The organism is Mesorhizobium oxytropidicola, from assembly GCF_056174625.1.
This window is the reverse complement of the sequence record NZ_CM149692.1, coordinates 4543377-4568866: the sequence shown is the minus strand read 5'-3', so window position 1 is coordinate 4568866 and position 25490 is coordinate 4543377. Positions and strand designations below refer to the sequence as shown.

At 61.8% G+C, this 25490-nt stretch carries 31 protein-coding genes, 1 tRNA gene and 2 pseudogenes; 24 read left to right on the top strand and 10 right to left on the bottom strand.

Going from position 1 to position 25490, the window contains the following annotated elements; translation table 11 throughout:
- Positions 1–38: 38 nt before the first annotated feature.
- The 3 genes from gor to rpiA form a co-directional block, all read right to left on the bottom strand.
- Entirely contained in the window at positions 39–1427 is a 1389-nt protein-coding gene (gene gor / locus AC0V8S_RS22810) for a glutathione-disulfide reductase (protein WP_475433502.1), read from the bottom strand.
- A 122-nt stretch (positions 1428–1549) separates the two neighbouring features.
- Positions 1550–2176, bottom strand: a complete 627-nt coding sequence (locus tag AC0V8S_RS22805; protein WP_475433501.1) for a DUF2059 domain-containing protein — start codon at positions 2174–2176, stop codon at positions 1550–1552.
- Positions 2163–2894: a ribose-5-phosphate isomerase RpiA gene (rpiA, locus tag AC0V8S_RS22800; protein ID WP_475433499.1), complete on the bottom strand. Its 732-nt coding sequence runs from the start codon at positions 2892–2894 to the stop codon at positions 2163–2165. The genes AC0V8S_RS22805 and rpiA overlap by 14 nt, the downstream gene beginning before the upstream one ends.
- A 227-nt stretch (positions 2895–3121) precedes the next feature.
- Here rpiA and AC0V8S_RS22795 point away from each other — a divergent pair, with 227 nt between their 5' ends.
- From AC0V8S_RS22795 to AC0V8S_RS22775, 5 genes are all read left to right on the top strand, one after another.
- Positions 3122–3805 (top strand): phosphoglycolate phosphatase, encoded by a 684-nt coding sequence (locus tag AC0V8S_RS22795; protein ID WP_183459199.1) that lies wholly within the window; start codon positions 3122–3124, stop codon positions 3803–3805.
- A 140-nt stretch (positions 3806–3945) separates the two neighbouring features.
- A tRNA-Val gene (locus tag AC0V8S_RS22790) sits at positions 3946–4020 on the top strand.
- 393 nt (positions 4021–4413) lie between these two features.
- Positions 4414–4662 (top strand): hypothetical protein, encoded by a 249-nt coding sequence (locus tag AC0V8S_RS22785; protein ID WP_475433497.1) that lies wholly within the window; start codon positions 4414–4416, stop codon positions 4660–4662.
- 20 nt (positions 4663–4682) lie between these two features.
- Complete coding sequence (locus AC0V8S_RS22780) at positions 4683–5159, top strand: hypothetical protein (RefSeq protein ID WP_475433495.1); 477 nt, start codon at positions 4683–4685, stop codon at positions 5157–5159.
- Positions 5160–5182: 23 nt separating this feature from the next.
- The gene (locus AC0V8S_RS22775; RefSeq protein WP_475433493.1) at positions 5183–6082 is read left to right on the top strand and encodes a hypothetical protein; all 900 of its coding nucleotides are present in this window, start codon (positions 5183–5185) and stop codon (positions 6080–6082) included.
- 223 nt (positions 6083–6305) lie between these two features.
- Here AC0V8S_RS22775 and AC0V8S_RS22770 read toward each other — a convergent pair whose 3' ends face one another.
- Positions 6306–6557 carry a hypothetical protein gene (locus tag AC0V8S_RS22770; protein ID WP_475433492.1) on the bottom strand — a complete coding sequence of 84 codons (252 nt, stop codon included), beginning with the start codon at positions 6555–6557 and terminating at the stop codon, positions 6306–6308.
- A gap of 197 nt (positions 6558–6754) precedes the next feature.
- On the opposite strand from AC0V8S_RS22770, the gene AC0V8S_RS22765 reads away from it, so the two are divergent.
- The 3 genes from AC0V8S_RS22765 (at position 6755) to AC0V8S_RS22755 (ending at position 8490) form a co-directional block, all read left to right on the top strand.
- Complete coding sequence (locus tag AC0V8S_RS22765; protein WP_475433491.1) at positions 6755–7012, top strand: PepSY domain-containing protein; 258 nt, start codon at positions 6755–6757, stop codon at positions 7010–7012.
- 220 nt (positions 7013–7232) lie between these two features.
- The gene (locus AC0V8S_RS22760; RefSeq protein ID WP_475433489.1) at positions 7233–7892 is read left to right on the top strand and encodes a hypothetical protein; all 660 of its coding nucleotides are present in this window, start codon (positions 7233–7235) and stop codon (positions 7890–7892) included.
- Positions 7893–8007: 115 nt separating this feature from the next.
- Positions 8008–8490 (top strand): hypothetical protein, encoded by a 483-nt coding sequence (locus AC0V8S_RS22755; RefSeq protein WP_475438678.1) that lies wholly within the window; start codon positions 8008–8010, stop codon positions 8488–8490.
- A gap of 3 nt (positions 8491–8493) precedes the next feature.
- Here AC0V8S_RS22755 and AC0V8S_RS22750 read toward each other — a convergent pair whose 3' ends face one another.
- Together AC0V8S_RS22750 and AC0V8S_RS22745 are read right to left on the bottom strand one after the other, a co-directional pair.
- Positions 8494–10380, bottom strand: a complete 1887-nt coding sequence (locus AC0V8S_RS22750; RefSeq protein ID WP_475433488.1) for a L,D-transpeptidase family protein — start codon at positions 10378–10380, stop codon at positions 8494–8496.
- Between the two features lie 209 nt (positions 10381–10589).
- The gene (locus AC0V8S_RS22745) at positions 10590–11336 is read right to left on the bottom strand and encodes a 3-oxoacyl-ACP reductase family protein (protein WP_475433487.1); all 747 of its coding nucleotides are present in this window, start codon (positions 11334–11336) and stop codon (positions 10590–10592) included.
- A gap of 100 nt (positions 11337–11436) precedes the next feature.
- Here AC0V8S_RS22745 and AC0V8S_RS22740 point away from each other — a divergent pair, with 100 nt between their 5' ends.
- A complete protein-coding gene (locus AC0V8S_RS22740; protein WP_475433486.1) occupies positions 11437–12051 on the top strand; it encodes a TetR/AcrR family transcriptional regulator in 615 nt (204 codons plus the stop codon).
- Between the two features lie 58 nt (positions 12052–12109).
- Positions 12110–12505, top strand: coding sequence for a rhodanese-like domain-containing protein (locus AC0V8S_RS22735; protein WP_115143308.1), 396 nt, complete (start codon positions 12110–12112; stop codon positions 12503–12505).
- Positions 12506–12517: 12 nt separating this feature from the next.
- Here AC0V8S_RS22735 and AC0V8S_RS22730 read toward each other — a convergent pair whose 3' ends face one another.
- Positions 12518–13429 carry an alpha/beta hydrolase gene (locus AC0V8S_RS22730; RefSeq protein ID WP_475433485.1) on the bottom strand — a complete coding sequence of 304 codons (912 nt, stop codon included), beginning with the start codon at positions 13427–13429 and terminating at the stop codon, positions 12518–12520.
- A gap of 47 nt (positions 13430–13476) precedes the next feature.
- On the opposite strand from AC0V8S_RS22730, the gene AC0V8S_RS22725 reads away from it, so the two are divergent.
- Positions 13477–13929: a MarR family winged helix-turn-helix transcriptional regulator gene (locus tag AC0V8S_RS22725; protein WP_056587725.1), complete on the top strand. Its 453-nt coding sequence runs from the start codon at positions 13477–13479 to the stop codon at positions 13927–13929.
- A 12-nt stretch (positions 13930–13941) separates the two neighbouring features.
- Here AC0V8S_RS22725 and AC0V8S_RS22720 read toward each other — a convergent pair.
- Together AC0V8S_RS22720 and AC0V8S_RS22715 are read right to left on the bottom strand one after the other, a co-directional pair.
- Positions 13942–14554, bottom strand: a pseudogene (locus tag AC0V8S_RS22720) (pyridoxamine 5'-phosphate oxidase family protein).
- A gap of 66 nt (positions 14555–14620) precedes the next feature.
- Positions 14621–14974: a gamma-butyrobetaine hydroxylase family protein gene (locus AC0V8S_RS22715; protein WP_095200208.1), complete on the bottom strand. Its 354-nt coding sequence runs from the start codon at positions 14972–14974 to the stop codon at positions 14621–14623.
- Positions 14975–15170: 196 nt separating this feature from the next.
- Here AC0V8S_RS22715 and moaA point away from each other — a divergent pair, with 196 nt between their 5' ends.
- From moaA to AC0V8S_RS22650, 13 genes and pseudogenes are all read left to right on the top strand, one after another.
- Positions 15171–16166, top strand: a complete 996-nt coding sequence (gene moaA / locus AC0V8S_RS22710) for a GTP 3',8-cyclase MoaA (protein WP_095200207.1) — start codon at positions 15171–15173, stop codon at positions 16164–16166.
- Positions 16167–16221: 55 nt separating this feature from the next.
- Positions 16222–16695 (top strand): hypothetical protein, encoded by a 474-nt coding sequence (locus tag AC0V8S_RS22705; protein ID WP_095200206.1) that lies wholly within the window; start codon positions 16222–16224, stop codon positions 16693–16695.
- A gap of 118 nt (positions 16696–16813) precedes the next feature.
- Entirely contained in the window at positions 16814–17173 is a 360-nt protein-coding gene (locus tag AC0V8S_RS22700; RefSeq protein WP_095200205.1) for a hypothetical protein, read from the top strand.
- Positions 17174–17355: 182 nt separating this feature from the next.
- Positions 17356–18276, top strand: a complete 921-nt coding sequence (locus tag AC0V8S_RS22695) for a DMT family transporter (protein WP_475433484.1) — start codon at positions 17356–17358, stop codon at positions 18274–18276.
- 39 nt (positions 18277–18315) lie between these two features.
- Positions 18316–18945, top strand: coding sequence for a molybdenum cofactor guanylyltransferase MobA (gene mobA / locus AC0V8S_RS22690; protein ID WP_475433483.1), 630 nt, complete (start codon positions 18316–18318; stop codon positions 18943–18945).
- On the top strand, positions 18942–19445 hold the full coding sequence (gene mobB, locus AC0V8S_RS22685; RefSeq protein WP_183459347.1) for a molybdopterin-guanine dinucleotide biosynthesis protein B: 504 nt from the start codon (positions 18942–18944) through the stop codon (positions 19443–19445). The genes mobA and mobB overlap by 4 nt, the downstream gene beginning before the upstream one ends.
- A gap of 157 nt (positions 19446–19602) precedes the next feature.
- Positions 19603–20388 (top strand): ABC transporter substrate-binding protein, encoded by a 786-nt coding sequence (locus AC0V8S_RS22680; protein WP_095200202.1) that lies wholly within the window; start codon positions 19603–19605, stop codon positions 20386–20388.
- Positions 20389–20463: 75 nt separating this feature from the next.
- Positions 20464–21183 carry an ABC transporter permease gene (locus AC0V8S_RS22675; protein ID WP_095200201.1) on the top strand — a complete coding sequence of 240 codons (720 nt, stop codon included), beginning with the start codon at positions 20464–20466 and terminating at the stop codon, positions 21181–21183.
- Positions 21180–22000: pseudogene (locus AC0V8S_RS22670) on the top strand (ABC transporter permease). Before AC0V8S_RS22675 ends, AC0V8S_RS22670 begins: the two are co-directional and overlap by 4 nt.
- Positions 22001–22209: 209 nt before the next feature.
- A complete protein-coding gene (locus AC0V8S_RS22665) occupies positions 22210–23079 on the top strand; it encodes an NAD(P)-dependent oxidoreductase (RefSeq protein ID WP_475433482.1) in 870 nt (289 codons plus the stop codon).
- 6 nt (positions 23080–23085) lie between these two features.
- A complete protein-coding gene (locus tag AC0V8S_RS22660) occupies positions 23086–23790 on the top strand; it encodes a DNA alkylation repair protein (protein WP_475433480.1) in 705 nt (234 codons plus the stop codon).
- Positions 23750–24328 carry an N-acetyltransferase family protein gene (locus AC0V8S_RS22655; protein ID WP_475433479.1) on the top strand — a complete coding sequence of 193 codons (579 nt, stop codon included), beginning with the start codon at positions 23750–23752 and terminating at the stop codon, positions 24326–24328. The genes AC0V8S_RS22660 and AC0V8S_RS22655 overlap by 41 nt, the downstream gene beginning before the upstream one ends.
- Positions 24329–24373: 45 nt before the next feature.
- Positions 24374–24937: a DUF3299 domain-containing protein gene (locus AC0V8S_RS22650; protein ID WP_475433477.1), complete on the top strand. Its 564-nt coding sequence runs from the start codon at positions 24374–24376 to the stop codon at positions 24935–24937.
- Between the two features lie 6 nt (positions 24938–24943).
- Here the strand turns inward: AC0V8S_RS22650 and AC0V8S_RS22645 are convergent, their stop codons facing one another.
- Positions 24944–25435, bottom strand: a complete 492-nt coding sequence (locus AC0V8S_RS22645) for an Lrp/AsnC family transcriptional regulator (protein WP_006205209.1) — start codon at positions 25433–25435, stop codon at positions 24944–24946.
- Positions 25436–25490: the final 55 nt, after the last annotated feature.

Here is a 25490-nt window from a genome sequence, read left to right as displayed (position 1 = left end):
GCCCCCTGGCAGCAAGCACTGGCGGCTTGCAAAAGAAGTCAGACGCGCTGGCCGTCCTTCACGCGGTAGGTCGGCTTGTACATGGTGACGAGTTCTTCCGCCGCGGTCGGGTGCACGGCCATTGTGCGGTCGAAATCATCCTTGGTCAGGCCGGCCTTCAGCGGAATGCCCAGCAGCTGCGCCATCTCGCCGGCATCCGGCCCCGATATGTGAGCGCCGAGCACTTTACGGGAAGCGCCATCGACCACCAGCTTGATCAGCATCTTCTCGTCGCGGCCCGACAGCGTATGCCGCATCGGCCGGAAGCTGGCGCGGTAGATCTCGATATCGGCGAAACGCTTCACGGCGTCATCTTCCGACAGGCCAACCGTGCCGATTTCCGGCTGCGAGAAGACGGCGGTCGCGATCGTCTCGTGATCGGGCGCGGTCGGGTTGCCCTTGAATGCCGTCTCGACGAAGCACATCGCTTCGTGGATCGCCACCGGCGTCAGCTGCACCCGGTTGGTGACGTCGCCGATCGCCCAGATGTTGTCGATGTTGGTGCGGGAATAGTCGTCGACCTTGACCGCGCCGGCCTGGGTCATCTCGATGCCGATGCCTTCCAGGCCCATATTCTCGGTGTTGGGGATACGTCCGATGGCCAGCATGACCTGATCGACCGTCAGCGTCTGGCCGTTGGTGAGAACGGCGTCGAGCCGGCCGTCCAGCCGCTTGCGCACCTCTTCGCTCACCGCATGGCAGAGTATCTTGATCCCCTTCTTTTCCATGGTCTCGTGCAGCGTGCGGCGCAGATCCATGTCGAAGCGGCTGAGGATCTCCTTGCCGCGATAGACCAGAGTGGTGTCGACGCCGAGGCCATGGAAGATGTTGGCGAACTCGACGGCGATATAGCCGCCACCTTCGATCATGATCGCCTTCGGCAGCTCCTTGAGGTCGAAAGCCTCGTTGGAGAAGATGCAGTGTTCGTGGCCGGGCAGTGCCGGATGCGCCGCTGGACGGCCGCCAGTGGCGATGAGGATCTGGTCGGCTGTGACGGTGCGGTCCTCGCCTAGAAGATGTATCACATGCGGGTCGACGATCATCGCCCGGGAATGAAAGGTCTCGCCGCCGGAGCCTTCGACATTCTTCTTGTAGATCGCCTCCAGCCGGCTGATCTCGCGATCCTTGTTGGCGACCAGCGTACGCCAGTCGAAACTGGCCTCCGGCACCGTCCAGCCATAGCCCGCCGCGTCGGCAAAATGCTCCGGGAATTGCGAGGCGTAGACATAGAGCTTCTTCGGCACGCAGCCGCGGATGACGCAGGTGCCGCCAAAGCGGTATTCCTCGGCGATGCCGACGCGCTTGCCGAGTGCCGCGGCAACGCGCGCCGCCCTCACCCCGCCCGAGCCGCCGCCGATGACGAAGAGATCGTAGTCGTAAGCGGCCATGAGGGGGACTCCTGCGGAGGGAAAGTTCAAGCCAGAGGTAGGATGCGAAGCGCCAAAAGAAAAGCCCGGACAAAGCCGGGCTTTCTGGTCCAGAGGCAGCCACGCCGCCTCGAAAAATGAAATCAGTTCTGCGTGCCGTCGGCAGGCGCCGAACCGTCGGCAGGCGCGGCGCCATCCGCCGGAGCCGCATTGTCGGCCGGAGCGGCACCATCAGCGGGCGCTGGCGTGGGCGCAGCCGGTGCCGCGGCCTTGGCAGCCGCGGCCAGCGTTTCGCCGACCTGCTGGGCGAGATCGCGGGCGACGCCGTTCTGCCAGATGTCGGCTGCCTTGACCAAATCACGTGTCACGGTCGGCCCGCTGTCGAGCAGCTTCTTGCCGGCGTCGGAGCTGTAGAAGGCCGCGATGTCGTTGAGGTCCTTTTCGGAAAACACCTTCGCATAGGCAAGAGCCGCTTCCTTCTCGAGATCGGCGCGGCGCGCGGCCAATGCCATCGCCTTCTCGCTGATCGTCTTGCCGATCAGCTCCTGCATGTCCGGGTTCTTCTGGATCAGCTGCGATTCGAGCGCGGCCGCCGCCTGCGGCAGGATGTTGTCGAACGGGTCGGTCGCATGGATCGCCGCGACCGCCGCCCGGGCGGCCTTCAAGTGCGATTCGGTGACGTCCTGCGAAAACGCAGGCGACGACAAGGCGAAAACGGCCGAAGCCGCCAGAACGACGCAAAGGCCGCGAACCCGGTTATGCAACATCATGATCGGTAGAACTCCCTGGTTTTCGGGCGGCATGGACGGTTTGGATACCGTCGCCGCCGGCGATGATGGCCGCTGACGCCAGCCCGATGAAAAGACCATGCTCGACCACGCCCGGAATGGCGTGGAGAGCATTCGAAAGCGCTCTTGTATCCGGAATGCGGCCAAAAGATGCATCGAGGATAAAATGGCCGCCGTCTGTAACAAAAGCCTGGCCTCCCGTCATCCTCAATGTAATCGGACCGGAAAGGCCGAGATTTGCGGCCGCCGCGGCCACCGCGATCTCGGTGGCGCGCAGGCCGAACTGGTTGACTTCGATCGGCAGCGGAAATCGGCCAAGCGTCTCGACCATCTTCGACCGGTCGGCGATGACGATCATGCGCTGCGAGGCCGCGGCCACGATCTTCTCGCGCAGCAGCGCGCCGCCGCCGCCCTTGATCAGGGTCAGTTCCGGGTCGACCTCATCGGCGCCGTCGACTGTAAGATCGAGCTCGGGCGTTTCCTCCAATGTCGACAGCGGCACGCCAAGCTCACGGCAAAGTGCCGCGGTGCGCTCCGACGTCGGCACACCGATGACGGTCATGCCGGTGGCGACCTTTTCGGCAAGCAGCCGCACGAATTCTTCCGCCGTGGTGCCGGTGCCGATGCCGAGCCGCATGCCATCGGTGACATGGGCAAGGGCGGCCCGCGCGGCCTCGACCTTCAACTGTCTTGCATCCATGCCGCTTGCTGCCCCGGGAACCTTATGCATGTCGCCCAAAAGTGACCTCGGTGTTGGGGAAACGACATGCATGAAACTGAGTGTTTCGGGCTCCTAGCATTTTTGCCGGTCGGGTCAAAGCCTTTGACCGTGGTCAAAGCCCTTGGGCGCCTGTCCACCGCTCTGCTTGCCTTGACGCGCCGCAGCCGCTATCGCCTGCCGATGCATAAATCTGCGCAGGATGGATCATGAGTCGCCCGATCATCGTGTTCGACCTCGACGGAACGCTGGTTGATACCGCGCCGGACCTGCTCGACAGCCTCAACCACAGCCTGGCCGCCAGCGAACTCACGGCTGTCGACGAGGCGGGCTTCAGGCGCTTCGTCGGCCATGGCGGGCGCGTGATGATAGAGCGGGCGCACGCCGCCCAGCAGCGCTCGCTCGATGTCGCCGAGCACGACCGGCTGCTCAAACTGTTCCTGGATCATTACACCGACAACATCCCCGGCAAATCCCGCCCCTACCCCGGTGTCATCGAAGCGATCGCACGCTTCGAGAAGGCGGGCTATCTCCTGGCAATCTGCACCAACAAATACGAGGCCAACTCGCTGGCCCTGATCGAGGCGCTCGGCCTGACCAGGCATTTCGCGGCGATCGCCGGCCAGGACACGTTCGCCTTCCGCAAGCCCGACCCGCGTCACCTGACCGAGACCATCAAGCTGGCCGGCGGCGATCCGCACCGCGCTCTGATGGTCGGCGATTCGCAAACCGACATCGACACCGCCAAGGCCGCCGGCATTCCGGTGGTGGCCGTCGATTTCGGCTACACCGACCGGCACGTGCGCGAGTTCGAGCCCTCGGCGGTGATCTCGCATTTCGACGCGCTGACCGTGGATCTGGCGGAGCGCCTGATCAGCGCCGCAGGGCACTAAACGGAAAGCGACGAGAAATTCCGTCGGGACGGCCCCGAAATGGCGCAGAATCCGATCTCTACAACAACGCCAGACAGCGCCTTGACTTAACCGGCCGGCCTCCCTTATATCGCGGCTCGCTTGGCCTTCGGGCAACGAGCGGGCGATTAGCTCAGCGGGAGAGCACACCCTTCACACGGGTGGGGTCGCAGGTTCAATCCCTGCATCGCCCACCATTTCCTTCCTGAAATTGCACTCCAAGTCAGCACAGCTAGCAACTACAGCTCGCGCCCTCGCCTCGAATGTGCGCAAGTTCTGCTCAATCAATGACGGTGGCGCCGGTGGAGGCGATCGGTCACCCGCAGCCTCGTCTACTGGCTTGACCTCCCCCGACGAGCCTAAAATGGCGAGGTGATTCGAAGATTTGGGGGACGACTCATGGCGTTGACCAAAAGCGATCTGACTAACTCGCAACTTATAGCTCTCCGGGCAATGGCGAGAGGGGGAATAGGCCTAAGCGTTGACGCCAAGGATCTGGAGCACCTCATCAACCTTGGCCTTGCCAGGCATATGCTGGGAGGGCCAGCCATTACTCCGGCAGGGCGCCAGTTGCTGCAATCGAGTCGGTGATGCACAAGAAAGCCGAAGCGGAGCAGGCCATCCGTCATCTGGCGCTCGAATGTATGCATGAAACCGGTTACCGGAAGAAGCCGGGCCACTATCCTAGTTTCAGCGCCTGTACGACTTGGCTCGAAGGTAAGCACTTTAGCCACTACCTAAACTTTAGATCGAGCGTCGGTGTGCGTAACGAGGCTGAAGGCTGGTTCGAAAGCGAGATCAACAGCTACTGGCACGCGATGAATAGCCGTTTGAGCTGAGATATCGATGGGGGAAGTCAATGCCAACAGCGGGTTCTCAGTTGCCTGAGTGGGTCTCGTGGATTCAGGCTCTCGGCCCGACGACGGTCAGCCTAGTGACCGCAGTCGTTGCTATTGCCGTCTGGTTAGTTGCGTATAGACAGTGGCGAACAGCCAAGGAAAAGCTCGTCCTCGATCTCTTTGAACGTCGGTTCACGTTATATGCAGCAGCAAAGGCCGGCGTAGATCAGGTTATCCGCGACGGCGATGCGCGCAAGAACGACGGCATTCGAAATATAGCCGTCGTACGCGGAGAGGCCGCTTTCCTGTTCGGTGACGAGGTTCTCAATTATCTGGAGCGACTGCAGAAATCGATGGCGAATCTTCAGTTAGCAAACACGATGAGCGAACAGCACGACAATTCTAGGGATTGGCCTCAGGTCATACATGATGAATTCTTGTTCGTATCGGCGTTCTACGACGACTTCCGAAGATTGCTGCACCCTACATGCGCATGACGCAGAAGATGTAGGGTTGAGTGATGGTCAAAGGTGAATTCCACATTATAACTCGTTGTCCAAGTTGCGGCGTGCCAGCCGATACCTGGCTTGATGATGTGCCAATGGCGGACCCGGCCGCCGAGACCGCTTCCGACGCGATAGTGACCGAAGACATCGAGATAGAATGTGAGACGTGCGGGTCAGAGATTCCTGTCACTATCACAGCGCATTTGACGGGATGGGAAGCTCATCTCACTGACGATCCCAAAACAAAGGTCGAATTTGAGCACACCGACCAACCGTACGATGACTGGCTCGAGGAGATGGAACCCGAGCCACATCCACGTGCCATTTTCAACCAAGCAATTAGCGAGTGGACAAATCTACTGCATGCATTCGGCGACAATCGATCAGGGGCGGCCGGCATCAACCGAATGCTCCTTGTCCAACTGTTCTCGATTGTCGAAGCATACCTCTCTGACACCGTCATCAAGCTTGCATTCGAAGATCCTGTGGTCGTCGGCGCTATTGTGGAGTGGCACCCAGATCTGAAAATAGAACAAGTGTCCTTAGCGAAAGTGGCGTCACAGCCGAACTTGGTGCGCGACATGCTTGTTGCCCAACTCCGCAAGAAAACTCAATTCCATCGGTTCGAGTTCCTGAATGGCATGCTGCGTGCAGCGATTGGTCATTACCTACTCCCAAGAGACAAGGTTCAACGCGACCTGATGCTGCAATCTGTTCAACGTCGTCACTACTGCGTTCATCGAAACGGCCGCGACGCCGACGGCAACGTCCTGACCAGCCTCACCGTGGACTACCTAAATCAGTTAGCCCGGTGTTTTATGGAGACAGTAGAAAGGCTAGCAGCGGCGATCAACGATCTCGAAGCCAAACGACCGCGTCGGATTCCAGACGACGTCCTTACTATCCCGTGGTGAAATTGCGTGCCTTCTTTCAGACGTGCAAAGCCCTGATAGCGCCGTGGCTGGCCGTGACGCGGTTGCAGCTGGGCGCAGCCAGGGTGCAAGCACGTCGGATGTGCAGCGAGAAAGCGGGCACGTAGTCGCGAGGGGTCTTAGCCGTTCCGACGCCATCGCACTTGCAAGACACTCTGGCGAGCATGCACGCGAGCGGTTCTGAACCGCCCCCATGCCAGCACAGCTAGCAACTACAACTCGCCCCTTCCCCGCCAAAATTCTTCTGGGCGAAATTCAAGGCGCTGCTGTAGCTCGTGTAGCTCTGGAACTGGCAGACGTTGGAGCCTCGCCGCACCTTCATCTGTTCGAGATCCCAGAACGACACTTCGATGCGGTCATCGGCGCAGTAGACCGTGTAGCGTTCCGGTTCCAGCGCCCTGGCTTTCTGCACGGGTATGGAAACGGCCGGGATGGCAAGAACCGAAACTGCAAGCATGACGACATGATAGAGATCCCCCTAAATGAACCGCCAGCAGTATGGCCACGATATTGGAGCGGCGCATCGTGGTTTTTTGGCGGATGTTTTTCCTTCTGGGCGACTGCAAATCGATGGACTGAATGGTCCCGCATTCCAGCTGCGGAACCAACCGCCGCGCCAGCGAGTTTCTGTCGACCGAAACTTGAGGGAAAGCCATGTCCAGATTGCTGCTGGCGACCAGCGTCGCCGTTCTTCTCGCCGCCGGCCCGGTCTTTGCCGCGGATGAAGCGCCGCTGCCGCCGCCCAATGCCAAGAAGCTGTCGGAAATCCTTGCCAAGGTCGAGCAGCGCGACGGCTTTCGCTATGTGAAAGAGGTCGACTGGGACAAGGACGCCTACACCGTCACCTACTACACCTCGGACAAGGCAAAGGTCGAAATCACCTATGATCCGGTGACGGCCGAACCCAAATAGGGCGCCAGCAGATACTCTCTATTCGACCGGTCTACCCGTTTTTATCCGCGCGCCTCGATGACCAACCGGATTGCCGCAAATTGTCCATCCTTGGCATGTGATATGCACCCCATGGCGTGGGCAACGCCTTTGGCTTGGGGGCAGTCGTGCGATTTTCCGTTCGAACCGTGCTTGTGCTTGGCATCATCCTGGCGGGCGGCACTCTTGCGGCACCTTCGGCTTGGGCCGAGGGGCCATCCTTCGACTGCAGCAAAGCAAGCCTGCCGGCGGAGAAGGCGATCTGCGCCGATCCGCAGCTGTCGGCCATCGATCTGCTGGTTCGCAGGCCTACAAGGGGTTCGAGCCGGCCTTCGGCGGTGACAAGCGCAAGATCGCCCGCGGGCTGATCGCTGACCGCAATGCCTGCAAGAGCGATACCGCCTGCATCGTCAGCGCGCTGAACAACGCTTTGCAGACCTACGGCAACGCGCCGTCCTGGGTGCAGGACTACAACATCGCGCTGATCGGTAAGAAGGCGCTGGACGTCGCCACGCGCAACCCCGGCAACAAGGATCAGCCCCTGCCCTCGGCCGTCGGGCAATGCGCCACCACGCACATCAAGACGCTGACCACGCGGCTTGGCGACGATCCGCTGGAAACGGCCACGCCCGATGCCGGCAGCGCCGCCACCTTCACCAATGGCGGCGGCGCCGTCTCCTACGATCGCGAGCCGGGCCTCGCCGCCTCGAAGGTCGGCGAACCTGTCGAAATGTGCCTGATCGCGATTCCAAGGGACTGCCCTAGGGATGACGACCGCGGTCGGGTCTATTATTCGCTGGACCTCGTCGCCAAGGGCAGCTGGGCCCTGCCGGACTCCGAGCATCTGTGCGGTGGCGCCTGATCAGCACCGCGTCGCGATCCACGAAAGCCTGCCAAAGCGGCCCGCTCTGTGCCCACTCTTGCGCCGGATCGTCTTTGATGGCTGATTGGAACGGTTGACTGCGCCGCATGGGGGGATGGGCATGGCGACGGCGAAGTATGTGATGAAGCGCATCCTGATGATGCTGGCCGGTTATCTGGTCGCCGTATTGGTCGGCCTGGTCGCTGTCGTGGCGATCTATGCCGCGCTCAGTTCCCTGCCCAACGCGCCGGCCTATTTCGACATCCTGGGCGTCAGCCCGATCGCGGCCCTGGTGGTGCCGCCGCTCGGCATGTTCGTCTATTTCCTGACGATTGTCGTGACCGGACTGCAGACGCTGATCTTCGCGCTGATCGCCGAGTTCTTCTCGTTGCGCAACTTTCTGCTGCACATGTTTTTCGGCGCCGCTGCCGCCGCCGGCGGCTTCTTCCTGATCTGGCCGGTTCCGGCGGAGGACATGGACCCCGAGCGCTGGGCCGACATCGGCATCATCGCCGCCGCCGGCCTTGTCGCCGGATTGATCTACTGGCTGATCGCCGGGCGGGAGGCGGGTTTCCGCCGCCCGTTATCGCAATTCTGACGATCAGCTCGACGGCGAGCGTACCGCCTCGGTCGCATCCAGTGCCTGCTTCAGCCGGGAGTCGCGGTCGTAGACGTCGCTGAAATACTCGACCTTGCCGGACATGTCGGGCCATGCGGTGAAATAGGCGACATAGACAGGGATCTTGCGCGTCACATCCTCGGTCGAATGCCCGTGCTTCAGCTTCTCGGCGATGTAGTCGACCGAAGTGCCAAGCACCGCCGCCGCCATGCCGCGCGGATCCTGCAGGCGCACGCAGCCATGGCTGAGCGCACGCATATCCTGCTTGAAGAACGATTTCTGCGGCGTGTCGTGCATGTAGATCGCGTGCTTGTTGGGGAACAGGATCTTCAGTTCGCCCAGCGCATTGGCCTCACTCGGCTGCTGGCGCACGCTGTAGGGAATGTTGGCGCCATAGGCGCCCCAATTGACCGCCGATGAGGGAATGCGCTTGCCGCGCGAATCGGTCACCTCGTAGCCGGCACGATCGAGATAGCCGGGATCGCTGCGCAATCTGGGCAGCATCTCGTTGACGATGATCGACTGCGGCACGCCCCAATAGGGATGGAAGTCGACCTGCTTGATCTGGTCGTAGAAGAAGGCCGTCTGGTTGGTGACCCTGCCGACGACGACGCGCGTCTTCAGCTTCTCCTCGCCATTGTCGATGTAGCTGGCGGTGAACGCCGGCTGGTTGATGAAGACACGCGGGCTGCCGAGATCGGAAGGCAGCCAGCGCAGTTCCTCCAGCGCCACCTGCACCTTGAGCAGCTTGTCGGCCTTCGACGTGCCGGCCAGCAAGGCGACGGTGCGCGGACCGATGACGCCGTCGCCCTTCATGCCTTCCTTCACCTGCACCGCCTTGATCAGCGGAATGAGCTCGGGGACGTAGACTTCGCTTGTCGCCAGCCGCGACAGCAGCTCGCCATAGGTGCCGCCCATATCGTCATCGAGACTGCGCGCGATCAGCGACAGCAGTTTTGGCAATTCGGGGCTGGTCTCGCCCGGCTTCAGCAGCAGCTTGGGATCGACGACGATCTCGTTCTCGGCACTGGCCTGCAGCGCTTCCAGCTCGACGCGCAGCGCCTGATATTCCGCATTCTGCGGATGCCGCGATTCGAGGTAGGTGCGCACTTCCTGCGTATGCGCCAGCGTCTTCAGCACGCCGACCATGTCGAGCGGCTTGGCCGGGAAATCATAGTAGCCGGTCATCCGGTTGGGCTCGACACGGCCGTTCTGCGCATCATGGGCGTAGCGCAGGACGCGCGCCGACAGCGCCATCTCGAAGCGCACGAGTTCCCTGAGCTTGGCCGCGTCGCCCGTTGAGGCTGAATTGGCGGCGGGCACATCGACCGTGTAGTCGGCGGGCGTGAGCCCATAGCTTGCGGCCTCGCCCAGCACCCGCACCGCATCCTGGGCGCGGCTGTTGAGGCTGGTTCCGTTCACCCAGATGAAGTCCGGATTGGCTGAATAATAGGCGATCAGTGCCTTGGCGATATCGGGTTCAGCATAGAGCTCGTAGTCGCTCAAGCTGGCAATAGCGTCGTGGAAAGCGGCTCCGGTGGCCGATGGAACGAACGCGGCATCCTGCGCCGCCGCGGGCTGCGGTGCCGCGGTCAACGCCGAGAAGTCGACGCGCACAAGTTTGTCGGCCTTGTAGGTGTAGTAGGATGGGCCGCTGATCTTCACGCCACCACCGCCGCCGCCGGCCGGTGCTTTGGGTCTGTGCTTTGGTGGCGGAGGCGGAAACTCGCCCTGCGGCTCATGCCTGATGCCGCCGCCGAACAGCATGTCGAACAGCCCTTGCGCACCAGCTTGAGGCGCGCCCAGGGCGAGCGTTGCCGCGATCGCCACAAGCGGCATCGCGGTTGCTTTTTTACCGAGGAATTTCATGGATCACCCGCTCCGGCCGCAACCGGTTCCCGTTCCGCACGCAAGACCGTCTCGCCCACCGCATGGCGGATGTAAGGCGCGACTATACCGATTCATACCGATTTCGTTAAGCTTTCATAAATTTCGGAAAGCCTGTTGCAGAACGGTTTCACAACATCGTGACGGCTGGAGCGCGGGTGTTTCGCTCCAGCCCAAGCACTCCATGAAAATCAGGCGTTGGCGCCGCCATCGATGGTCAATGCGGCGCCGGTGACGAAACGTCCTTCCGGGCCGGCAAGCCAGGCAACCATGCCGGCAATGTCGTCGGCCTTGCCGAATCGCGGCGTCGCCATCTTCTGGCGCTGGTGTTCGGCATGCGGTCCGTCCGCCGGGTTCATGTCGGTGTCGGTCGAGCCGGGATGGACGACGTTGGCGGTGATGCCGCGTGCCCCGAGGTCACGCGCGAGAGCCTTGGTCAGGCCGACCAGCGCCGCCTTGCTGGTGGAATAGGCGCCGAGGCTGGTGTCGGTGACGCGTTCGGCGAGATTGCTGCCGATCGAGATGATCCTGCCGCCCTCGCCCAAGTGCCTTGCCGCCGCCTTCGAGGCGATGAACGGGGCTCTGAGATTGACCGACATGGTCTCGTCGAAGTCGGCTAACGACAATGTGTCGATGGGCGCCGCCCGCCAGATACCGGCGCTGTTGACCAGGATGTCGAGCCGTCCGAATGCCGCCACGGCCTCATCGACGGCCCTGTCTATGGCCTCGGCGTTCCGATTGTCGGCCTGGATCGCGATGGCGCGGCCGCCTTTGGCCTCGATCTCGGCGACGACCGAGCGGGCCTGTTCCTCGCCATGCACATAGGTCAGGGCGACATCGGCGCCGTCGGCCGCGAGCCTTCGCGCGATCGCCGCTCCGATGCCGCGGCTGCCACCGGTGACGAGCACCACTTTGCCGTTCAAATTTCCGGAAGACATTGGTTTCTCCATTTATGTAGTGATTGATACATAAATACCTGTCAGGCTTGTCCAGTCGCGTCAACTCATTTATGTATCGATCAACACAGAAAAGAAGAACATGTCGGAACGAGGCCGCCCCCGCACCTTCGATCGAACCGCGGCTTTGCGGCGCGCGATGGAGCTGTTTTGGGCCAAGGGCTATGAGGGCACTTCGATCGCCGAACTGACCGCGGCGATGGCTATCAATTCGCCCAGCCTCTACGCCGCCTTCGGCAGCAAGGAGGCGCTGTTTCTCGAAGCGACCGAATATTACACGCAAGCCGAAGGAACCGAGATCTGGGCCGCATTGGATGAGGCATCGACAGCTTGCCGCGCGATCGAGAACTTCCTGCGGCAAACAGCCAAGGCCTATTCGCAGACCGATCGCCCGCAGGGCTGCCTGATTGCGCTGGGCGCACTGCATGAGGGTTCAAGCAGCGGTGCCATCTGCACGGATTTACGTCGCCGCCGCGCCGAAAACCTCACGGCCTTGCGCAAGCGCCTGGAGCGCGGCGTGGCCGAGGGTGAATTGCCTGCCGACTTCGACTGCGGTGCCGTGGCGACCTTCTACGCCACGGTGCAGCACGGCATGTCGATCCAGGCGCGCGACGGCGCTTCGTGCCCAGCGCTGATGGCGACGGTTACCGGCGCGATGGCGGCCTGGCAGACTCTGGCAGGCGCCGACAGAGCGTGACAAACGCCGGCCATTGTGGTGGAAATTCGGACATGCGCGGTTGAGAGGAAACAGGCCTGTGAAAAAGGGTTATCGGGAACTGCTGGACGAGGCGAACGCCGAGATCGAAGTGGTTTCGCCTGAAGAAGCAGCAGGACTGCTCGAGGACGAAGGCACCATCTTCGTCGACCTGCGCGACCCGCGCGAAGTAGAGCGCGATGGGAAAATACCCGGCGCAAAGCATGTCACACGCGGCATGCTGGAGTTCTGGATCGATCCCGAAAGCCCCTACCACAAGCCGTTCTTCGCCTCGGGCAAGAGCTTCGTTTTCTTCTGCGCCGGCGGCTGGCGCTCGGCGTTGGCGACCAAGACCGCGCAGGATATGGGGCTTGCCCCGGTCAAGCACATCCTTGGCGGCTATACCGCCTGGAAGGCAGCCGGACTGCCTGTCGAGCCCGGCGAGAAGAAGAAGTAACCTGACCGCGGCTCAATGCAGTAAGGACGGCTCGCGGTGCTCCGCGACGAAGGCAACGGCGCGTTCGACCACGCCCTTGTCCGCCAGAATGCGGCGATGGCCGAGACCGTCGGCCCAGTGCAGCCGCACATGGCCGCCGGCGCCGGCATAGCGCTTTGCATGTTCGGCCGGCACCTCACGATCATCCGGCGCGTGGATGACCAGCGTCGGCACCGGCGCCTGGGCAAGCTGGCGGTCCCCGGTGAATTCATGCAGCGGCCGGCCGGACAAATGTTGAACACGGTCCGCCATCGCGACCTGCGAACGCGGCCCGACATTAAGCATGCGGCTGAAATCGGCGAAGATCGCCGGTAAGGAACTCGGTGCTGCGATCAGCACAAGCCGTCCGGCTGCCAGCGGCGGGATGTTCTTGACGAAACCGGCAATGGCATTGGCGGCAACGGCGCCGCCAAAGGAATGGCCCACCGCCGCGACAAACGGGCCGAACCATTCGCCGGTGACCCGTACGGCCTCGACAGCGTTGACCATGTTCAGGTGCCGGCCCTGCGAATGGCCATGGCCCGGCAGGTCCAGCGAAACGACCCTGTAGCCGGCAGCGCGATAGCCTTCGATCAAAGCGCGCATATATTCGGTACGCGAACGCCAGCCATGAACGACAAGCACGGTGCCAAGAGCGGCCCTGCCCGGCTCCGGCCGGAATTCGTGCACCATGACGCAGCCGGTAGCCGTCTTCAGCCGATGATGGCGTGCCTCGGTCATGAACTCCGCGGCGCGGCCGATGGCGCGGCGTTCGCCGTCGGTCAGCGTCTTGGCGCTCGGCGTGCGGCAGAACAGTTCGAACGCCGCGCGCCCGGTGATGCGCGGCGCAATATGTTCGGCCGCACCAAATACGCTGCGGATGACCTTCAGCCCGATTGATGCCATAGTGAGAATCCATCCATACGTTCAAGCATGAACATAATAGTTCAAAGATGAACAATAAACAAGAGCTACCCTGGGACAACCCGCGTTTTCGCAACTGGGTCGCGGTGGCGCGCGCCTGCCATGTGCTGGAGCGCACGCTGGCGGTGAAACTCGCGCCGCTGGATCTCAAGCCGGCACAGCTCGATGTGCTGATGAACCTCTACCGTCACCCCGGCATGTCGCAGCACGACCTTGCCCGCAAGCTGCTCGTCGGCCGTTCCAACATCACCATGCTGCTCCCGCAGCTGGAGGCGCGCGGCCTGCTGCGCCGCGAAGGCGACGAAAAGGACAAGCGCATCTTGCGGCTCGCCTTGACCGAGGCTGGCGAGGCGCTGCTGATGCAGGCGCTGAAAGTGCATATGGCGCTGATCGAAAAGGCGATGAGCCAGTCGACACCTGAACAATGCGACATGATCGGCGAACAGATGCGCAAGATCTATGAGGTGCTGAAGGAAGCCTGACGGCCCGGTCACTCACCACATCGTCTTCTTCGCCCGCTCCGGCCATTCCTTGTCGTAGGCCTCGCCGTCGATGTTCTTGCGGCTGGTGACTTCCAGGATTTTTCCGGGCGTCGGCAGCGATTTCGGATCGACATGTTTGGCCGGATTCCAAAGCTCGGACCGCACGATGGCGCGGGCGCACTGGAAGTAGACCGAATCGACGTCGATGACGGTCACCGAGCGCGCCGCCTTGCCGTCGACCATGAAGGACGCGCACAGTGCGGCGTCCGTGGTGATATGCGCCCGGCCGTTGATGCGCAGCGTCGTGCCGGAGCCCGGCACCAGGAACAGCAGCCCGACACGCGAATCCCGGATGATGTTTTTCAGCGAATTCGGCGCGATTATTGCCGCGCCGGTCCGGCATCATCAGCGTCCTGGGATCAACGATGCGCACGAAGCCGGCGAGATCGCCTCGCGGCGAACAGTCCAGTCCCTCCGGGCCGCTGGTGGCAAGCGCGACAAAGGGCGAGGCTTCGATGAAGGCGGCATAATCGGGAATGACGTGGTCGAGTTCCTTGACCAGTGAAGCTTCGCCAGGAACGCCATAGAGCGCTTCGAGCTGTTCGACCGTGGTGATGAGCGACATCTTTTCGTCTCCGAACCTTTGCCGGCGCTACTCCACATCGATGACGTTTTGACGACAGCGATTGGATCAGCGATCGCGGCTCAAGCCTTTTTCCGCAAGCTCCGCGAGATAGGCATTCCAGCGCTCATCCTTCTCGTGGCCGAGCGTATGCAGATAGTTCCAGGTGAAAATGCCGGTGTCGTGGAAATCGTCGAAGGTGATGCGCACCGCATAGTTGCCGACCGGCTCGATCTTCAGGATGGCCACATTGCGCTTGCCGGGAACCGTCACCCGCTGCTCCGGCGAATGGCCCTGCACCTCGGCCGATGGCGAGGCAACGCGCAACAGTTCCGCCGGCAATTCGAATGGCTGGTGATTGGGAAAGGTGACCGACAGCAGCTTGCGGTCCTTGGAGACCCTGAGTTCTTTTGGCGCGGTCATGCTGTTTGATCCCGTGTCGATTGCCCTTCCCTACGCCGCTTCGCGCAAGGGGAAAAGTCCTCATAGGCCGACCGACACACCGTGTCGGCTCCGGGATGTTACCAAAGATCGAGAAGCGGTATCTTGAATGATGAGCTGGATCGTATCACATAGCTGTATATAACGACGCCGGTAACGGCCACGGAAACGCTCGAACATGAACATGATCGACCCCTTCGGTCGCACGATCAGCTATCTCAGAGTGTCGGTCACCGACCGCTGCGATTTCCGTTGCACCTATTGCATGGCCGAGGACATGACCTTCCTGCCGAAGAAGGACTTGTTGTCGCTGGAAGAGCTGGACCGGCTCTGCACCGTCTTCATCGAAAAGGGCGTCAGGCGACTGCGCCTCACCGGCGGTGAGCCGCTGGTGCGTAAGAACATCATGCATCTGGTGCGCCAGCTGTCGCGCCATCTCGACAGCGGCGCGCTCGAAGAACTGACGCTGACCACCAACGGCTCGCAACTGTCGCGCTTTGCCGCCGAGCTCGCTGATTGCGGTGTCAAGCGCATCAACGTCTCGCTCGACACGCTCGACGCCGACAAGTTCCACCAGATCACCCGCTGGGGCCATCTCGGCAAGGTCATGGATGGCATCGACGCCGCGCAGGCGGCCGGGTTGAAGGTCAAGCTCAACGCGGTGGCGCTGAAGGATTTCAACGACGCCGAACTGCCCGACATGATGCGCTGGGCGCATGGCCGCGGCATGGACCTGACCGTCATCGAAACCATGCCGATGGGCGAGATCGACGCCGACCGCACCGACCAGTATCTGCCGCTGTCGCTGCTGCGCGCTTCACTGGAGCGCCAGTTCACGCTGACCGACATTCCCTTTAAGACTGGCGGCCCTGCCCGCTACGTCCACGTCGCCGAGACCGGCGGCAAGCTTGGCTTCATCACCCCGATGACGCATAATTTCTGCGAAAGCTGCAACCGCGTCAGGCTGACCTGCACCGGCACGCTCTATATGTGCCTTGGCCAGGAAGATGCCGCCGACCTGCGCGCGCCCTTGCGCGCATCCGAAGGTAACGAACTGGTCGCCGAAGCGATCGACGAGGCCATCGGTCGCAAGCCGAAAGGCCATGATTTCATCATCGACCGCCGCACCAGCCGCCCCTCGGTGTCACGGCATATGAGCGTCACTGGCGGCTGATTTTTTCGAAAATTCATGCAACATCGCTTCTGGCTCTATTGGCTTCGAGGCGAGCATGCGGCGACGTTCTTCGTTCCTGGCGACTGTCATTATCATCGCGGCGACCAGCGCGATCGCCGCGCCTTCCACCTATGTGAACGAGCGCTTCGGCACCGTCTGCACCTTTCCCGATGAGATATTTGCCGATCGTCAGCCCGAGCCGGAAAATGGCGACGGACAGGTGTGGCTGAGCGCGGATGGCGCCAGCCTGACCTGCTCCGGCATCCTCAACGTCGATGATGACACGCCGAAAGGCTTTGTCGCCGATGAAAAGGCAAGCAAGGAACCTGGCTACACCGTCACCTACAGCAAGGTCGGCAAGAACTGGGCGGTGCTGTCGGGGATGAAGGATGGAAAGATCTTCTACGAGCGGCGTCTGTTCGGCAGGGATGGCGTCATCCGCACGGTCTGGATCGATTACCCGCCGGCCCTGAAATCGAAATACGACCCTCTGGTCGGGCCGATCGCCGGCAGCCTCAAGGGGCCGTGAGCATTTTCGGTCACATCCCAGAAAAAGTCTGATCCGCAAACGGTTGCCCGATTTACCGCCAGCATGTTCCGGCCTAGCTTTCCCGCAGCGGAATCGTCGCTCACAGGGGGAATAAATCATGCGCAAACTCATTCTTTCTCTTGCATTGCTTGGCCTCACGGCCCTGCCCGCGGCAGCTCAGTCGATCGGCGGCACCTATACCGTCGCCGGCACCAATTTCGACGGATCGAAATATGATGGCGAAGCCACCATCACGCTGACCAGCGGGACGACCTGCGCGATCCACTGGGAGACGGGCGGCTCTTCCTCGGATGGCATCTGCATGCGCAATGACGACGCGTTCTCCGCCGGCTATGTCATGGGTAAGGATATCGGCCTCGTCGTCTACAAGGTCGAGGATGACGGCTCGCTGCATGGCCTGTGGACCATCGCCGGCAAGGAAGGCAACGGCACCGAAATACTGACGCCGAAGAAATAGGCATCGCGGAGACCAGACAGTTTTCGGGAGGCGGAGCCGTCTCCCGACCAGATTTGTGCCGAATCCAGGGCGTGATTTCGCGCCGGCTATGACGAATGCCCCGGTCCTGGCCCAGCCCTTTGCCATTGCGGTTTCGTGGCGGGCTGTTACAGGCTTGCTTGCCCAAGCAACCGGTAGATGTCTTGCCCCTTTCTCCAAATCTTCGCGGCGCGTTGTTCATGATGGTGGCGATGGTTGGCTTCACGCTCAACGACGCCATCACCAAATACTCTTCGCTATCGATGAACATGGCGCAGGTCATGCTGATCAGAGGGGCCTTTGCCTCGCTCTTCGTCGGCCTGCTGGCCTGGCAACGTGGCGCGCTTTCGCGGCCGCGCCTGATGCTGCAGCCTATGGTGGCAATCCGTGTCCTGGGAGAAGCAGGCGCCACCGTGTCATTCCTCGTGGCGCTTGCCCATTTGCCGATCGGCAGTGTTTCGGCCGTTCTTCAGGCGCTGCCGCTGGCGGTGACCATGGGTGCCGCGCTGTTTTTCGGCGAAGCGGTCGGCTGGCGACGCTGGCTGGCGATCGCCGTCGGCTTTGCCGGTGTGATGGTCATCGTCCGGCCGGGCTTCGACGGCTTCACCATCTATTCCCTTTGGGCGTTGGCCAGCGTCGCCTGCTGCACCGTGCGCGATCTCTCCACCAAGCGCATCCCCCAAACCATACCGACGATGCTGGTCTCGACCGCGACCGCACTGGCAATGACCGTCGTCGGCGCGGTGCTGTTGTCGCCGATGGGGGGCTGGACGCCGATGAGCGGCAAGAGCACGGCGCTCTTGGCGCTGGCGGCGGTGCTCGTGGTCATCGGCTACCAATCCATCATCATGGCGATGCGCTCGGGCGAGATCTCCTTCATCGCGCCCTTCCGCTACACGGCGCTCCTCTGGTCCATCTTGCTTGGCCTGATCGTCTTCGGCGACATACCGGACATGCCGATGATCGTCGGTGCGACAATCGTCGTCGGCTCGGGTCTCTATGCGCTTTATCGCGAACGCGTTGTCGGCCGGCGGAAAATCGTCGCCGAAACCACCGGGCCGGCCATGGCGCCGGATGGAATCTAGCCGGGTCTTGTGATTTCCGGCGGCTGGCGTACAGGCTCGATGCATGGAGCGAGATCTGCAGGGATCGTCCTGGCCGGAGGCCAATCAAGGCGCATGGGAGGCGGCGACAAGAGCCTGTTGCCGCTTGGCAGCGGCAGCGTGCTTGACCAGCTCCTGTCGCGCTTTGGTCCGCAGGTTGAAATCCTGGCGCTGAGCGCCAATGGCGATCCCGACCGCTTTTCCCGTTTCGGACTGCCTGTGCTCGCCGACACGATCGAAGGCTTTGCCGGGCCGCTGGCCGGAATCCTCACCGGCCTCGAATGGGCCGCTGCCGGCACGCCTTGCAAGGCGGTCGTCACCGCCGCCGGCGACACGCCTTTTCTGCCGCTTGATCTCGTCGACCGCTTGGCGGCAGCAGCCGGCGAGCATCCCGGTTCGATCGCCGTCGCCTTATCGGCCGGCAGGCGGCACCCGACCTTCGCGCTCTGGCCAATCGATTGCCGCGATGCCTTGCGGCATTTCCTGGTCGATGAGGACAACAGGCGGGTTTCGGCCTTCATCGAGCGCCATGGTCACGTCGAGGTGGAATTCCCGGTCCTGCAATCCACAGGGCTCGACCCTTTCTTCAACATCAATGTGCCGGACGATCTTGCCGAGGCCGCGCGGCTGTTGCAGAGCATGACATCATGAACATCTTCGGCATCACCGGCTGGAAAAACTCCGGCAAGACGACTCTGACCGAGAAGCTGGTCGCCGAGCTTGTGCGGCGCGGCTGGAAGGTCTCGACGGTCAAACATGCTCATCATGATTTCGACATCGACAAGCCCGGCGCCGACAGCTTCCGCCATCGCCAGGCCGGCGCCACCGAGGTCGCGATCGTGTCCGGCAATCGCTGGGCGCTGATGCACGAATTGCGCGGTGAGAATGAGCCGCCGCTGGACAGCATCCTCTCGCGGCTCGCCCCATGCGACATCGTGCTGGTCGAAGGCTACAAGCGCGAGACCCACCGCAAGATCGAAACGCGGCGCCTGGAAGCGAAGGACCGGACGCCGCTCGCGGCGGGTGATCCCAATATTGTCGCCGTCGCCGCGGATTTCGCCGTCACCGACGAAAGCCTGCCGGTATTCGACCTCGACGACGTAAAATCCATAGTCGACTTCATCGAGCGCACCACCGGTCTCGTTGCTTGAGAACTAACCTAACGGCAGAACCCCATTACCGATTTCGGTGGTTTTGCAGTTGCTTTTTTCTTGGAAAGAGTGGAGTATCGCGCCAGCGGGCGGTCAAAAGCACCGCCCCACAGAGCCGTTTCGGAACGACGGCCGGGACCATAAAGAGAGGACTATCATGCGTATTGCACTGCGTATCGCGCTCGCCGCATCGGCTGCGCTGCTGACGCTCGGCGTCGCCCAGGCCCAGGAGAAGACCCTGCGGATCGGCACCGAAGGCGCCTACCCCCCCTTCAACAACCTGACCTCTGACGGCAAGCTCGTCGGCTTCGACATCGACATCGCCCAGGCGCTTTGCGACCAGATGAAGGTCAAGTGCACCTTCGTCGCCCAGGATTGGGACGGCATCATCCCCGCACTTCAGGCCGGCAAGTTCGACGCCATCGTCGCTTCGATGTCGATCACGCCGGAGCGCAAGGAGAAGGTCGACTTCTCGCACAAATACTACAACACGCCTTCGGCGCTCGCCGTGCCGAAAGACTCGACCCTGAAGGGCGTGACCAAGGCGGATCTCGCCGGCAAGACCATCGGTGTCGCCACGACGACCACCCATTTCAACTATGCCTCGAAGACCTACACCGACAGCACCGTGAAGGGCTATCCGAGCAGCCCCGAGGAGCAGGCAGATCTTGCCAACGGTCGTCTCGACGCCATCGAGGACGATATCGTGGTGCTGCAGCAGTGGCTGGATTCGCCTGATGGCGCCTGCTGCAAGATTCTCGGCCAGCCGTCGCCGCAACCGGTCGAGATCTTCGGGCCGGGCGCCGGCATTGCCGTCCGCAAGGGCGAGACCGACCTGGTCAACAAGCTCAACGAGGCCATCGACGCCATCCGCGCCAATGGAAAATACAAGGAAATCAACGACAAGTACTTCAAGTTCGACGTCTTCGGCGCCGAGTCCTGATAGACAGGATCAAGACGGCGGGAAAATTCCCGCCGTCTTTCTATTCATCTTAGGCCGTGGGGATAAGACCTGTCGATGCCAGCCCAGAGCATATGGACACTTCTCAGTTGGGGACCCGATGGCTGGAGTGACGATATTGTTTATGGCGCACTGATCACCGTTGCGCTTGCGCTCGCCACCCTGCCGATCGGATTGACGATCGGCTTTTTCATTGCACTCGCCAAGCAGTCCGAAGAACCTTCGCTACGCCTGGCCGCCAACATCTACACCACGGTCTTTCGCGGCCTGCCGGAACTGGTGACGCTCTTCCTGTTCTTCTTCGGCGTGCCGATCCTGCTGCAGCATCTCATCCGGTATTTTCGACCCGAAGCGACCATCGACGTCAACAGCTTCGTCGCCGGCATGATCGTGCTTGCCCTGATCTTCTCGTCCTATGCCAGCGAGGTTTTCCTGTCGGCCTTCCGTGCCATACCCAAAGGCCAGTATGAGGGGGGTTATGCCATTGGTCTTTCCTACGGGCAGACAATGCGCCTGGTGATCGTGCCACAGCTGCTGCGCATTGCGTTTCCCGGCCTCGAGAATTGCTGGCTTAGCCTTTTGAAGGACACCTCACTGGTGTCTGTCGTCGGTCTTGCGGAGACGTTGCGCAACGCCGGCGTGGCCGCTCGTGTCACCAAGCATTCCTTCCTGTTTTACGGCGTAGCGGCTCTGGTCTTTCTTGCTCTGGCCGTCGTGTCGTCCTTCGCCACCAGCGCCATCTTGCGCTCGCTCGGCAAAAGGGAGGCACAACGATGAGCGCGACAGCCACCATGATCGAACGGCCACCACCGCGGGCCCGCGGTTGGCCGCGAAGGCGCGTCGTCGGCTACGGGCTGGTCTGCCTGTGGATTGCCTTTGGCCTCGGCATCGTCAGCTATCTCTTTTTGCCTGGAACGCGGCCTTCTTCGCCAAATATGCGCCGGCCTATCTGCAAGGGCTTGGGGTAACGCTCGCGCTGGTTTCCATATCGATGGTGCTTGGTGCGATCCTGTCGGTGCCTGTCGCCTATGGGCGCATGTCCAGGAATCGCATCCTGTCCGGCCTTGCCTATTGCTACGTTTATTTCTTCCGGGGCACGCCGCTGCTGGTTCAGACGTTTCTGGTCTATTACGGGTTGGGGTCGTTCAGGCCTCAACTCCAGATGATCGGGCTCTGGGATTTCTTCAAGGACGCCTTCAACTGCGGCGTCTTCGCCTTTGCGCTCAACACCGCCGCCTACCAGGCCGAGATCCTGCGCGGCGCTATCGAGAGTGTGCCGAAGGGCCAATGGGAAGGCGCTGCCTCGCTCGGCCTGCACAAACTGCAGACGCTGCGCAAGATCGTCCTGCCGCAAGCGCTGGTCGTCGCCTTGCGGCCTTACGGCAATGAGCTGATCCTGATGGTCAAGGCTTCGGCGATCGTCGCCATCATCACCGTCTACGACCTGATGGGCAATGCAAAACTCGCCTTCGCCAACTCCTTCGACATCCAGTCCTATATCTGGGTCGCCCTGGTGTACCTCGTGATGGTCGAGCTGTTGCGCCATGCCATCGAATGGATCGAGCGCCGGATCACCATCCATCTGAAACGCTGACGGGTTCCCATACTGTACCAGTCGATCGTGCCACAGGCGTCTTGACGAATTGAGCGCAGAGCCTAGAACGGTTCACCGTTTCGCAGAAACGCCGAACCGCTCTATCTCTTTGTTTTGACGCAATTCCTGTGGGAAAACCGCTTCACACTTTTCCTGGAATTGCTCTAGAGCTTTCGCAGCAATTTCGTTTTCGTCTGAAGGGCAAGTTCATGGCATCTGTGGCATTTCTCGGTCTTGGCGTTATGGGCTACCCCATGGCGGCACACCTCAGGAACAAGGGCGGCCACGACGTCACCGTCTACAACCGCACCAGGGCCAAGGCCGAGCAGTGGGTCGGCCAACATGGCGGCAGCCTGGCAGTGACGCCGGTAGAGGCAGCCAAGGACAAGGACTTCGTCTTTTCCTGCGTCGGCAATGACGATGATCTGCGCTCGGTGACGACAGGCCCGGACGGCGCCTTCAAATCAATGAAGAAAGGTTCGGTCTTCATCGACAACACCACGGCATCGGCGGAAGTCGCGCGCGAATTGGCGGCAGCCGCGCAAGCCGGCGGGTTCTCGTTTCTCGATGCGCCGGTTTCCGGTGGCCAGGCCGGCGCCGAGAACGGCGTGCTGACCGTCATGGTCGGCGGCGACCAGGCTGCCTTCGACAGGGCCAGGCCGGTCATCGACGCCTATGCCCGCATGGTCGGGCTGATGGGTTCGGCGGGCGCCGGCCAGCTGACCAAGATGATCAACCAGATCTGCATCGCCGGACTGGTTCAGGGACTGTCGGAAGGCATCCATTTCGGCAAGAAGGCCGGGCTCGACATCGAAAAGGTGATCGAGGTGATTTCCAAGGGTGCGGCCGGCTCCTGGCAGATGGAAAACCGGCACAAGACCATGAATGCCAGCAAATACGATTTCGGCTTCGCCGTCGACTGGATGCGCAAGGACCTCGGCATCTGCCTGGCTGAAGCCGACCGTAACGGCGCCAAGCTGCCGGTGACCGCGCTTGTCGATCAGTTCTACAAGGATGTGCAGGCCATGGGCGGCAAGCGCTGGGACACGTCTTCGCTGCTGGCGCGCCTGGAGAAGTAGGCGACCATGTCCCTGCCCGCTCCAGACTGGACCGCGCAGGATATCGTCGCGCACCTGCGCTCAATCGGCACCGAGGAAAACCGCGCCGGCATGGCACGGTTCGGCATCAACACGGCGACCGCGCTTGGCGTCGGCAATACGGATTTGCGGCCATTGGCGCGCAAGCTCAAGCGCAACCACGGACGGTCCCTGGCGCTGTGGGCCAGCGGCATTCGCGAAGCGCGGCTGCTGGCGGCTTTCACCGGCGAGCCGAAGAAGATCGCCATCGAAGAATGTCGCCGCTGGGCCGGCGATTTCGATTCCTGGGAAATCGTCGATACCGTCTCTGACCTGTTCGTTGACACACCGTTCTGGCGCGATCTGGTCGACGAGTTCGCCTCCGACGAGCGCGAATTCGTCCGCCGCACGGCCTTTGCCATGCTGGCCTGGGCGGCTGTGCATCTGAAAAAGGAACCGGACGCGACATTCCTGTCCTATCTGCCTCTGATCGAAGCCCATGCCGGTGATGAGCGCAACTTCGTCAGGAAAGCCGTCAACTGGGCGCTGCGGCAGATCGGCAAGCGTTCGACGAGCCTGCACGCCCCTGCCCTTGCGCTGGCCCAGAAGCTTGCCGGCTCCCCGGACAAGACCGCGCGCTGGAACGGCAAGAATGCCGTGAAGGAACTGACCGATGCCAAAACGCTCGCGCGGATCGCCGCCAGAAAAATCTGACCTTGCCAATATCCGCTTCACCGATGTGACGCCGGCAACACGCGGCAGCTTTGAGACTTTGTTCGAGCAGCCGGGTGCGCCAAAATACTGCTGGTGCATGGCCTGGCGGCACTCCGGCCGCGAGCACATCCAGAACGATGAGAAGAAGCGTCAGATGATGGCGCTCATCGATGCCGGAACCCCGGTCGGCATCCTCGCCGAGGTCGACGGCAAGACGGTTGGCTGGTGCTCGATAGCGCCACGCGAGACCTATCGCAGGCTTTCAAAGCGGCAGGACGACAGCGAGACGGGCGTATGGTCGATCGTCTGCTTCTATGTGCCAAGGGTTTTGCGCGGCGGCGGCCTTGCATCGGCCTTGCTCGATGCAGCCATTGACCATGCCTTCGCCAAGGGAGCGCGCATCATTGAGGCCTATCCGGTGGCCGAGGCGTCACCGAGCTACCGTTTCATGGGCTTTCGCGACATGTTTGCGGCGCGCGGCTTCCACGAGGCCGGCATGGCCGGTTCTCGCCGACATGTGATGCGTATCGAGCATTGACGTCATGGGCCTCGGCGTCTTTACTCCCAGGCAAAGGAAGCGGCCATGAACCATGTCAGATCAAGCCTCGCGCTCGCGGCCGCGCTGTCTCTTTCCGCTGTCGGCGCCTCGGCCGAGACCATGCACATCTTGTGGAAGGATCTGCGGCCGGCGAGCCAGGCGGTTGCCGAAGACGCTGGCCTGCCGATGATCGCGGCAAAATTGCCCGATCATGGCGAGACGCTGTCCGTCGGTTTGCAGGATAAGACCATACAATTAGCCGGCTATGCATTGCCGGTCGATCGTGACGGCGATCTCGTCTATCAGTTCCTGCTGGTGCCGTGGACGGGCGCGTGCAGCCACATGCCGACGCCGCCACCCAACCAGATCGTGCTGGTCACGCCGGCCCATCCCTACAAGATGTCGCAAGCCTACCAGTCGGTCGCCGTCACCGGTGCCCTGAAGCAGGACATGGAAAAGAGCCAGCTGTTCATCCTCGACGGCGTCAGCGTCATCCAGTCGGGCTACAGCGTACGCAAGGCGGATGTGGTCAGCGTCGACACCGTGCCGGACACCGTTACCCTGCCGGTGAACTCACCGTGGAGTTTCCTCAACAAGAAGAAGAATTGATCGCGCTCAAGCAGCGTTAGCGCCCGATTCCTTGTCCAGCACCATGTAGTCGAGCGGGATCTCGGTCGTGTACTTGATCTGCTCCATGGCGAAGGACGACGACACGTCACGGATCTCGATCTTGGCGATCAGCCGCTTGTAGAAGGCGTCATAGGCGGCGATGTCAGGCACCACGACGCGCAAGAGATAATCGACGTCGCCGCTCATGCGGTAGAACTCGACCACCTCGGGAAACTCCTGGATAACCTCGGAAAACCGCCGCAGCCACTCATGGCTGTGCGAATTGGTGCGGATCGAGACGAAGACCGTAACCCGCACATTGACCTTTTCGTGGTCGAGAATGGCGACGCGCCGCTTGATGACGCCCTCTTCCTCAAGCTTCTGGATGCGGCGCCAGCAGGGCGTGGTCGACAGGCCGACTTTCTTGGCGACATCGGCCACCGCGAGCGTCGCGTCCTCCTGCAGGAGGCGGAGAATTTTTCGGTCAAGGCGGTCCATTAGAGGCTCCTGGAGGAATAGTTTATCTATACTCCCTCTTATTCCAGGCTTTCAC

Coding starts and splice junctions, on each gene's coding strand:
- AC0V8S_RS22750 (WP_475433488.1), bottom strand. CDS start 10,380: ATGAAATTCCTCGGTAAAAAAGCAACCGCGATGCCGCTTGTGGCGATC.
- AC0V8S_RS22715 (WP_095200208.1), bottom strand. CDS start 14,974: ATGACCGCGCCAAAAGAACTCAGGGTCTCCAAGGACCGCAAGCTGCTG.
- AC0V8S_RS22675 (WP_095200201.1), top strand. CDS start 20,464: ATGCCAGCCCAGAGCATATGGACACTTCTCAGTTGGGGACCCGATGGC.
- AC0V8S_RS22785 (WP_475433497.1), top strand. CDS start 4,414: ATGCACAAGAAAGCCGAAGCGGAGCAGGCCATCCGTCATCTGGCGCTC.
- rpiA (WP_475433499.1), bottom strand. CDS start 2,894: ATGGATGCAAGACAGTTGAAGGTCGAGGCCGCGCGGGCCGCCCTTGCC.
- moaA (WP_095200207.1), top strand. CDS start 15,171: ATGAACATGATCGACCCCTTCGGTCGCACGATCAGCTATCTCAGAGTG.
- AC0V8S_RS22665 (WP_475433482.1), top strand. CDS start 22,210: ATGGCATCTGTGGCATTTCTCGGTCTTGGCGTTATGGGCTACCCCATG.
- AC0V8S_RS22755 (WP_475438678.1), top strand. CDS start 8,008: ATGGGCATGGCGACGGCGAAGTATGTGATGAAGCGCATCCTGATGATG.
- AC0V8S_RS22725 (WP_056587725.1), top strand. CDS start 13,477: ATGAACAATAAACAAGAGCTACCCTGGGACAACCCGCGTTTTCGCAAC.
- AC0V8S_RS22770 (WP_475433492.1), bottom strand. CDS start 6,557: ATGCTTGCAGTTTCGGTTCTTGCCATCCCGGCCGTTTCCATACCCGTG.
- AC0V8S_RS22745 (WP_475433487.1), bottom strand. CDS start 11,336: ATGTCTTCCGGAAATTTGAACGGCAAAGTGGTGCTCGTCACCGGTGGC.
- AC0V8S_RS22765 (WP_475433491.1), top strand. CDS start 6,755: ATGTCCAGATTGCTGCTGGCGACCAGCGTCGCCGTTCTTCTCGCCGCC.
- AC0V8S_RS22650 (WP_475433477.1), top strand. CDS start 24,374: ATGAACCATGTCAGATCAAGCCTCGCGCTCGCGGCCGCGCTGTCTCTT.
- AC0V8S_RS22660 (WP_475433480.1), top strand. CDS start 23,086: ATGTCCCTGCCCGCTCCAGACTGGACCGCGCAGGATATCGTCGCGCAC.
- AC0V8S_RS22705 (WP_095200206.1), top strand. CDS start 16,222: ATGCGGCGACGTTCTTCGTTCCTGGCGACTGTCATTATCATCGCGGCG.
- AC0V8S_RS22805 (WP_475433501.1), bottom strand. CDS start 2,176: ATGATGTTGCATAACCGGGTTCGCGGCCTTTGCGTCGTTCTGGCGGCT.
- AC0V8S_RS22700 (WP_095200205.1), top strand. CDS start 16,814: ATGCGCAAACTCATTCTTTCTCTTGCATTGCTTGGCCTCACGGCCCTG.
- AC0V8S_RS22680 (WP_095200202.1), top strand. CDS start 19,603: ATGCGTATTGCACTGCGTATCGCGCTCGCCGCATCGGCTGCGCTGCTG.
- AC0V8S_RS22645 (WP_006205209.1), bottom strand. CDS start 25,435: ATGGACCGCCTTGACCGAAAAATTCTCCGCCTCCTGCAGGAGGACGCG.
- AC0V8S_RS22655 (WP_475433479.1), top strand. CDS start 23,750: ATGCCAAAACGCTCGCGCGGATCGCCGCCAGAAAAATCTGACCTTGCC.
- AC0V8S_RS22730 (WP_475433485.1), bottom strand. CDS start 13,429: ATGGCATCAATCGGGCTGAAGGTCATCCGCAGCGTATTTGGTGCGGCC.
- gor (WP_475433502.1), bottom strand. CDS start 1,427: ATGGCCGCTTACGACTACGATCTCTTCGTCATCGGCGGCGGCTCGGGC.
- AC0V8S_RS22780 (WP_475433495.1), top strand. CDS start 4,683: ATGCCAACAGCGGGTTCTCAGTTGCCTGAGTGGGTCTCGTGGATTCAG.
- mobA (WP_475433483.1), top strand. CDS start 18,316: ATGCATGGAGCGAGATCTGCAGGGATCGTCCTGGCCGGAGGCCAATCA.
- AC0V8S_RS22740 (WP_475433486.1), top strand. CDS start 11,437: ATGTCGGAACGAGGCCGCCCCCGCACCTTCGATCGAACCGCGGCTTTG.
- mobB (WP_183459347.1), top strand. CDS start 18,942: ATGAACATCTTCGGCATCACCGGCTGGAAAAACTCCGGCAAGACGACT.
- AC0V8S_RS22795 (WP_183459199.1), top strand. CDS start 3,122: ATGAGTCGCCCGATCATCGTGTTCGACCTCGACGGAACGCTGGTTGAT.
- AC0V8S_RS22775 (WP_475433493.1), top strand. CDS start 5,183: ATGGTCAAAGGTGAATTCCACATTATAACTCGTTGTCCAAGTTGCGGC.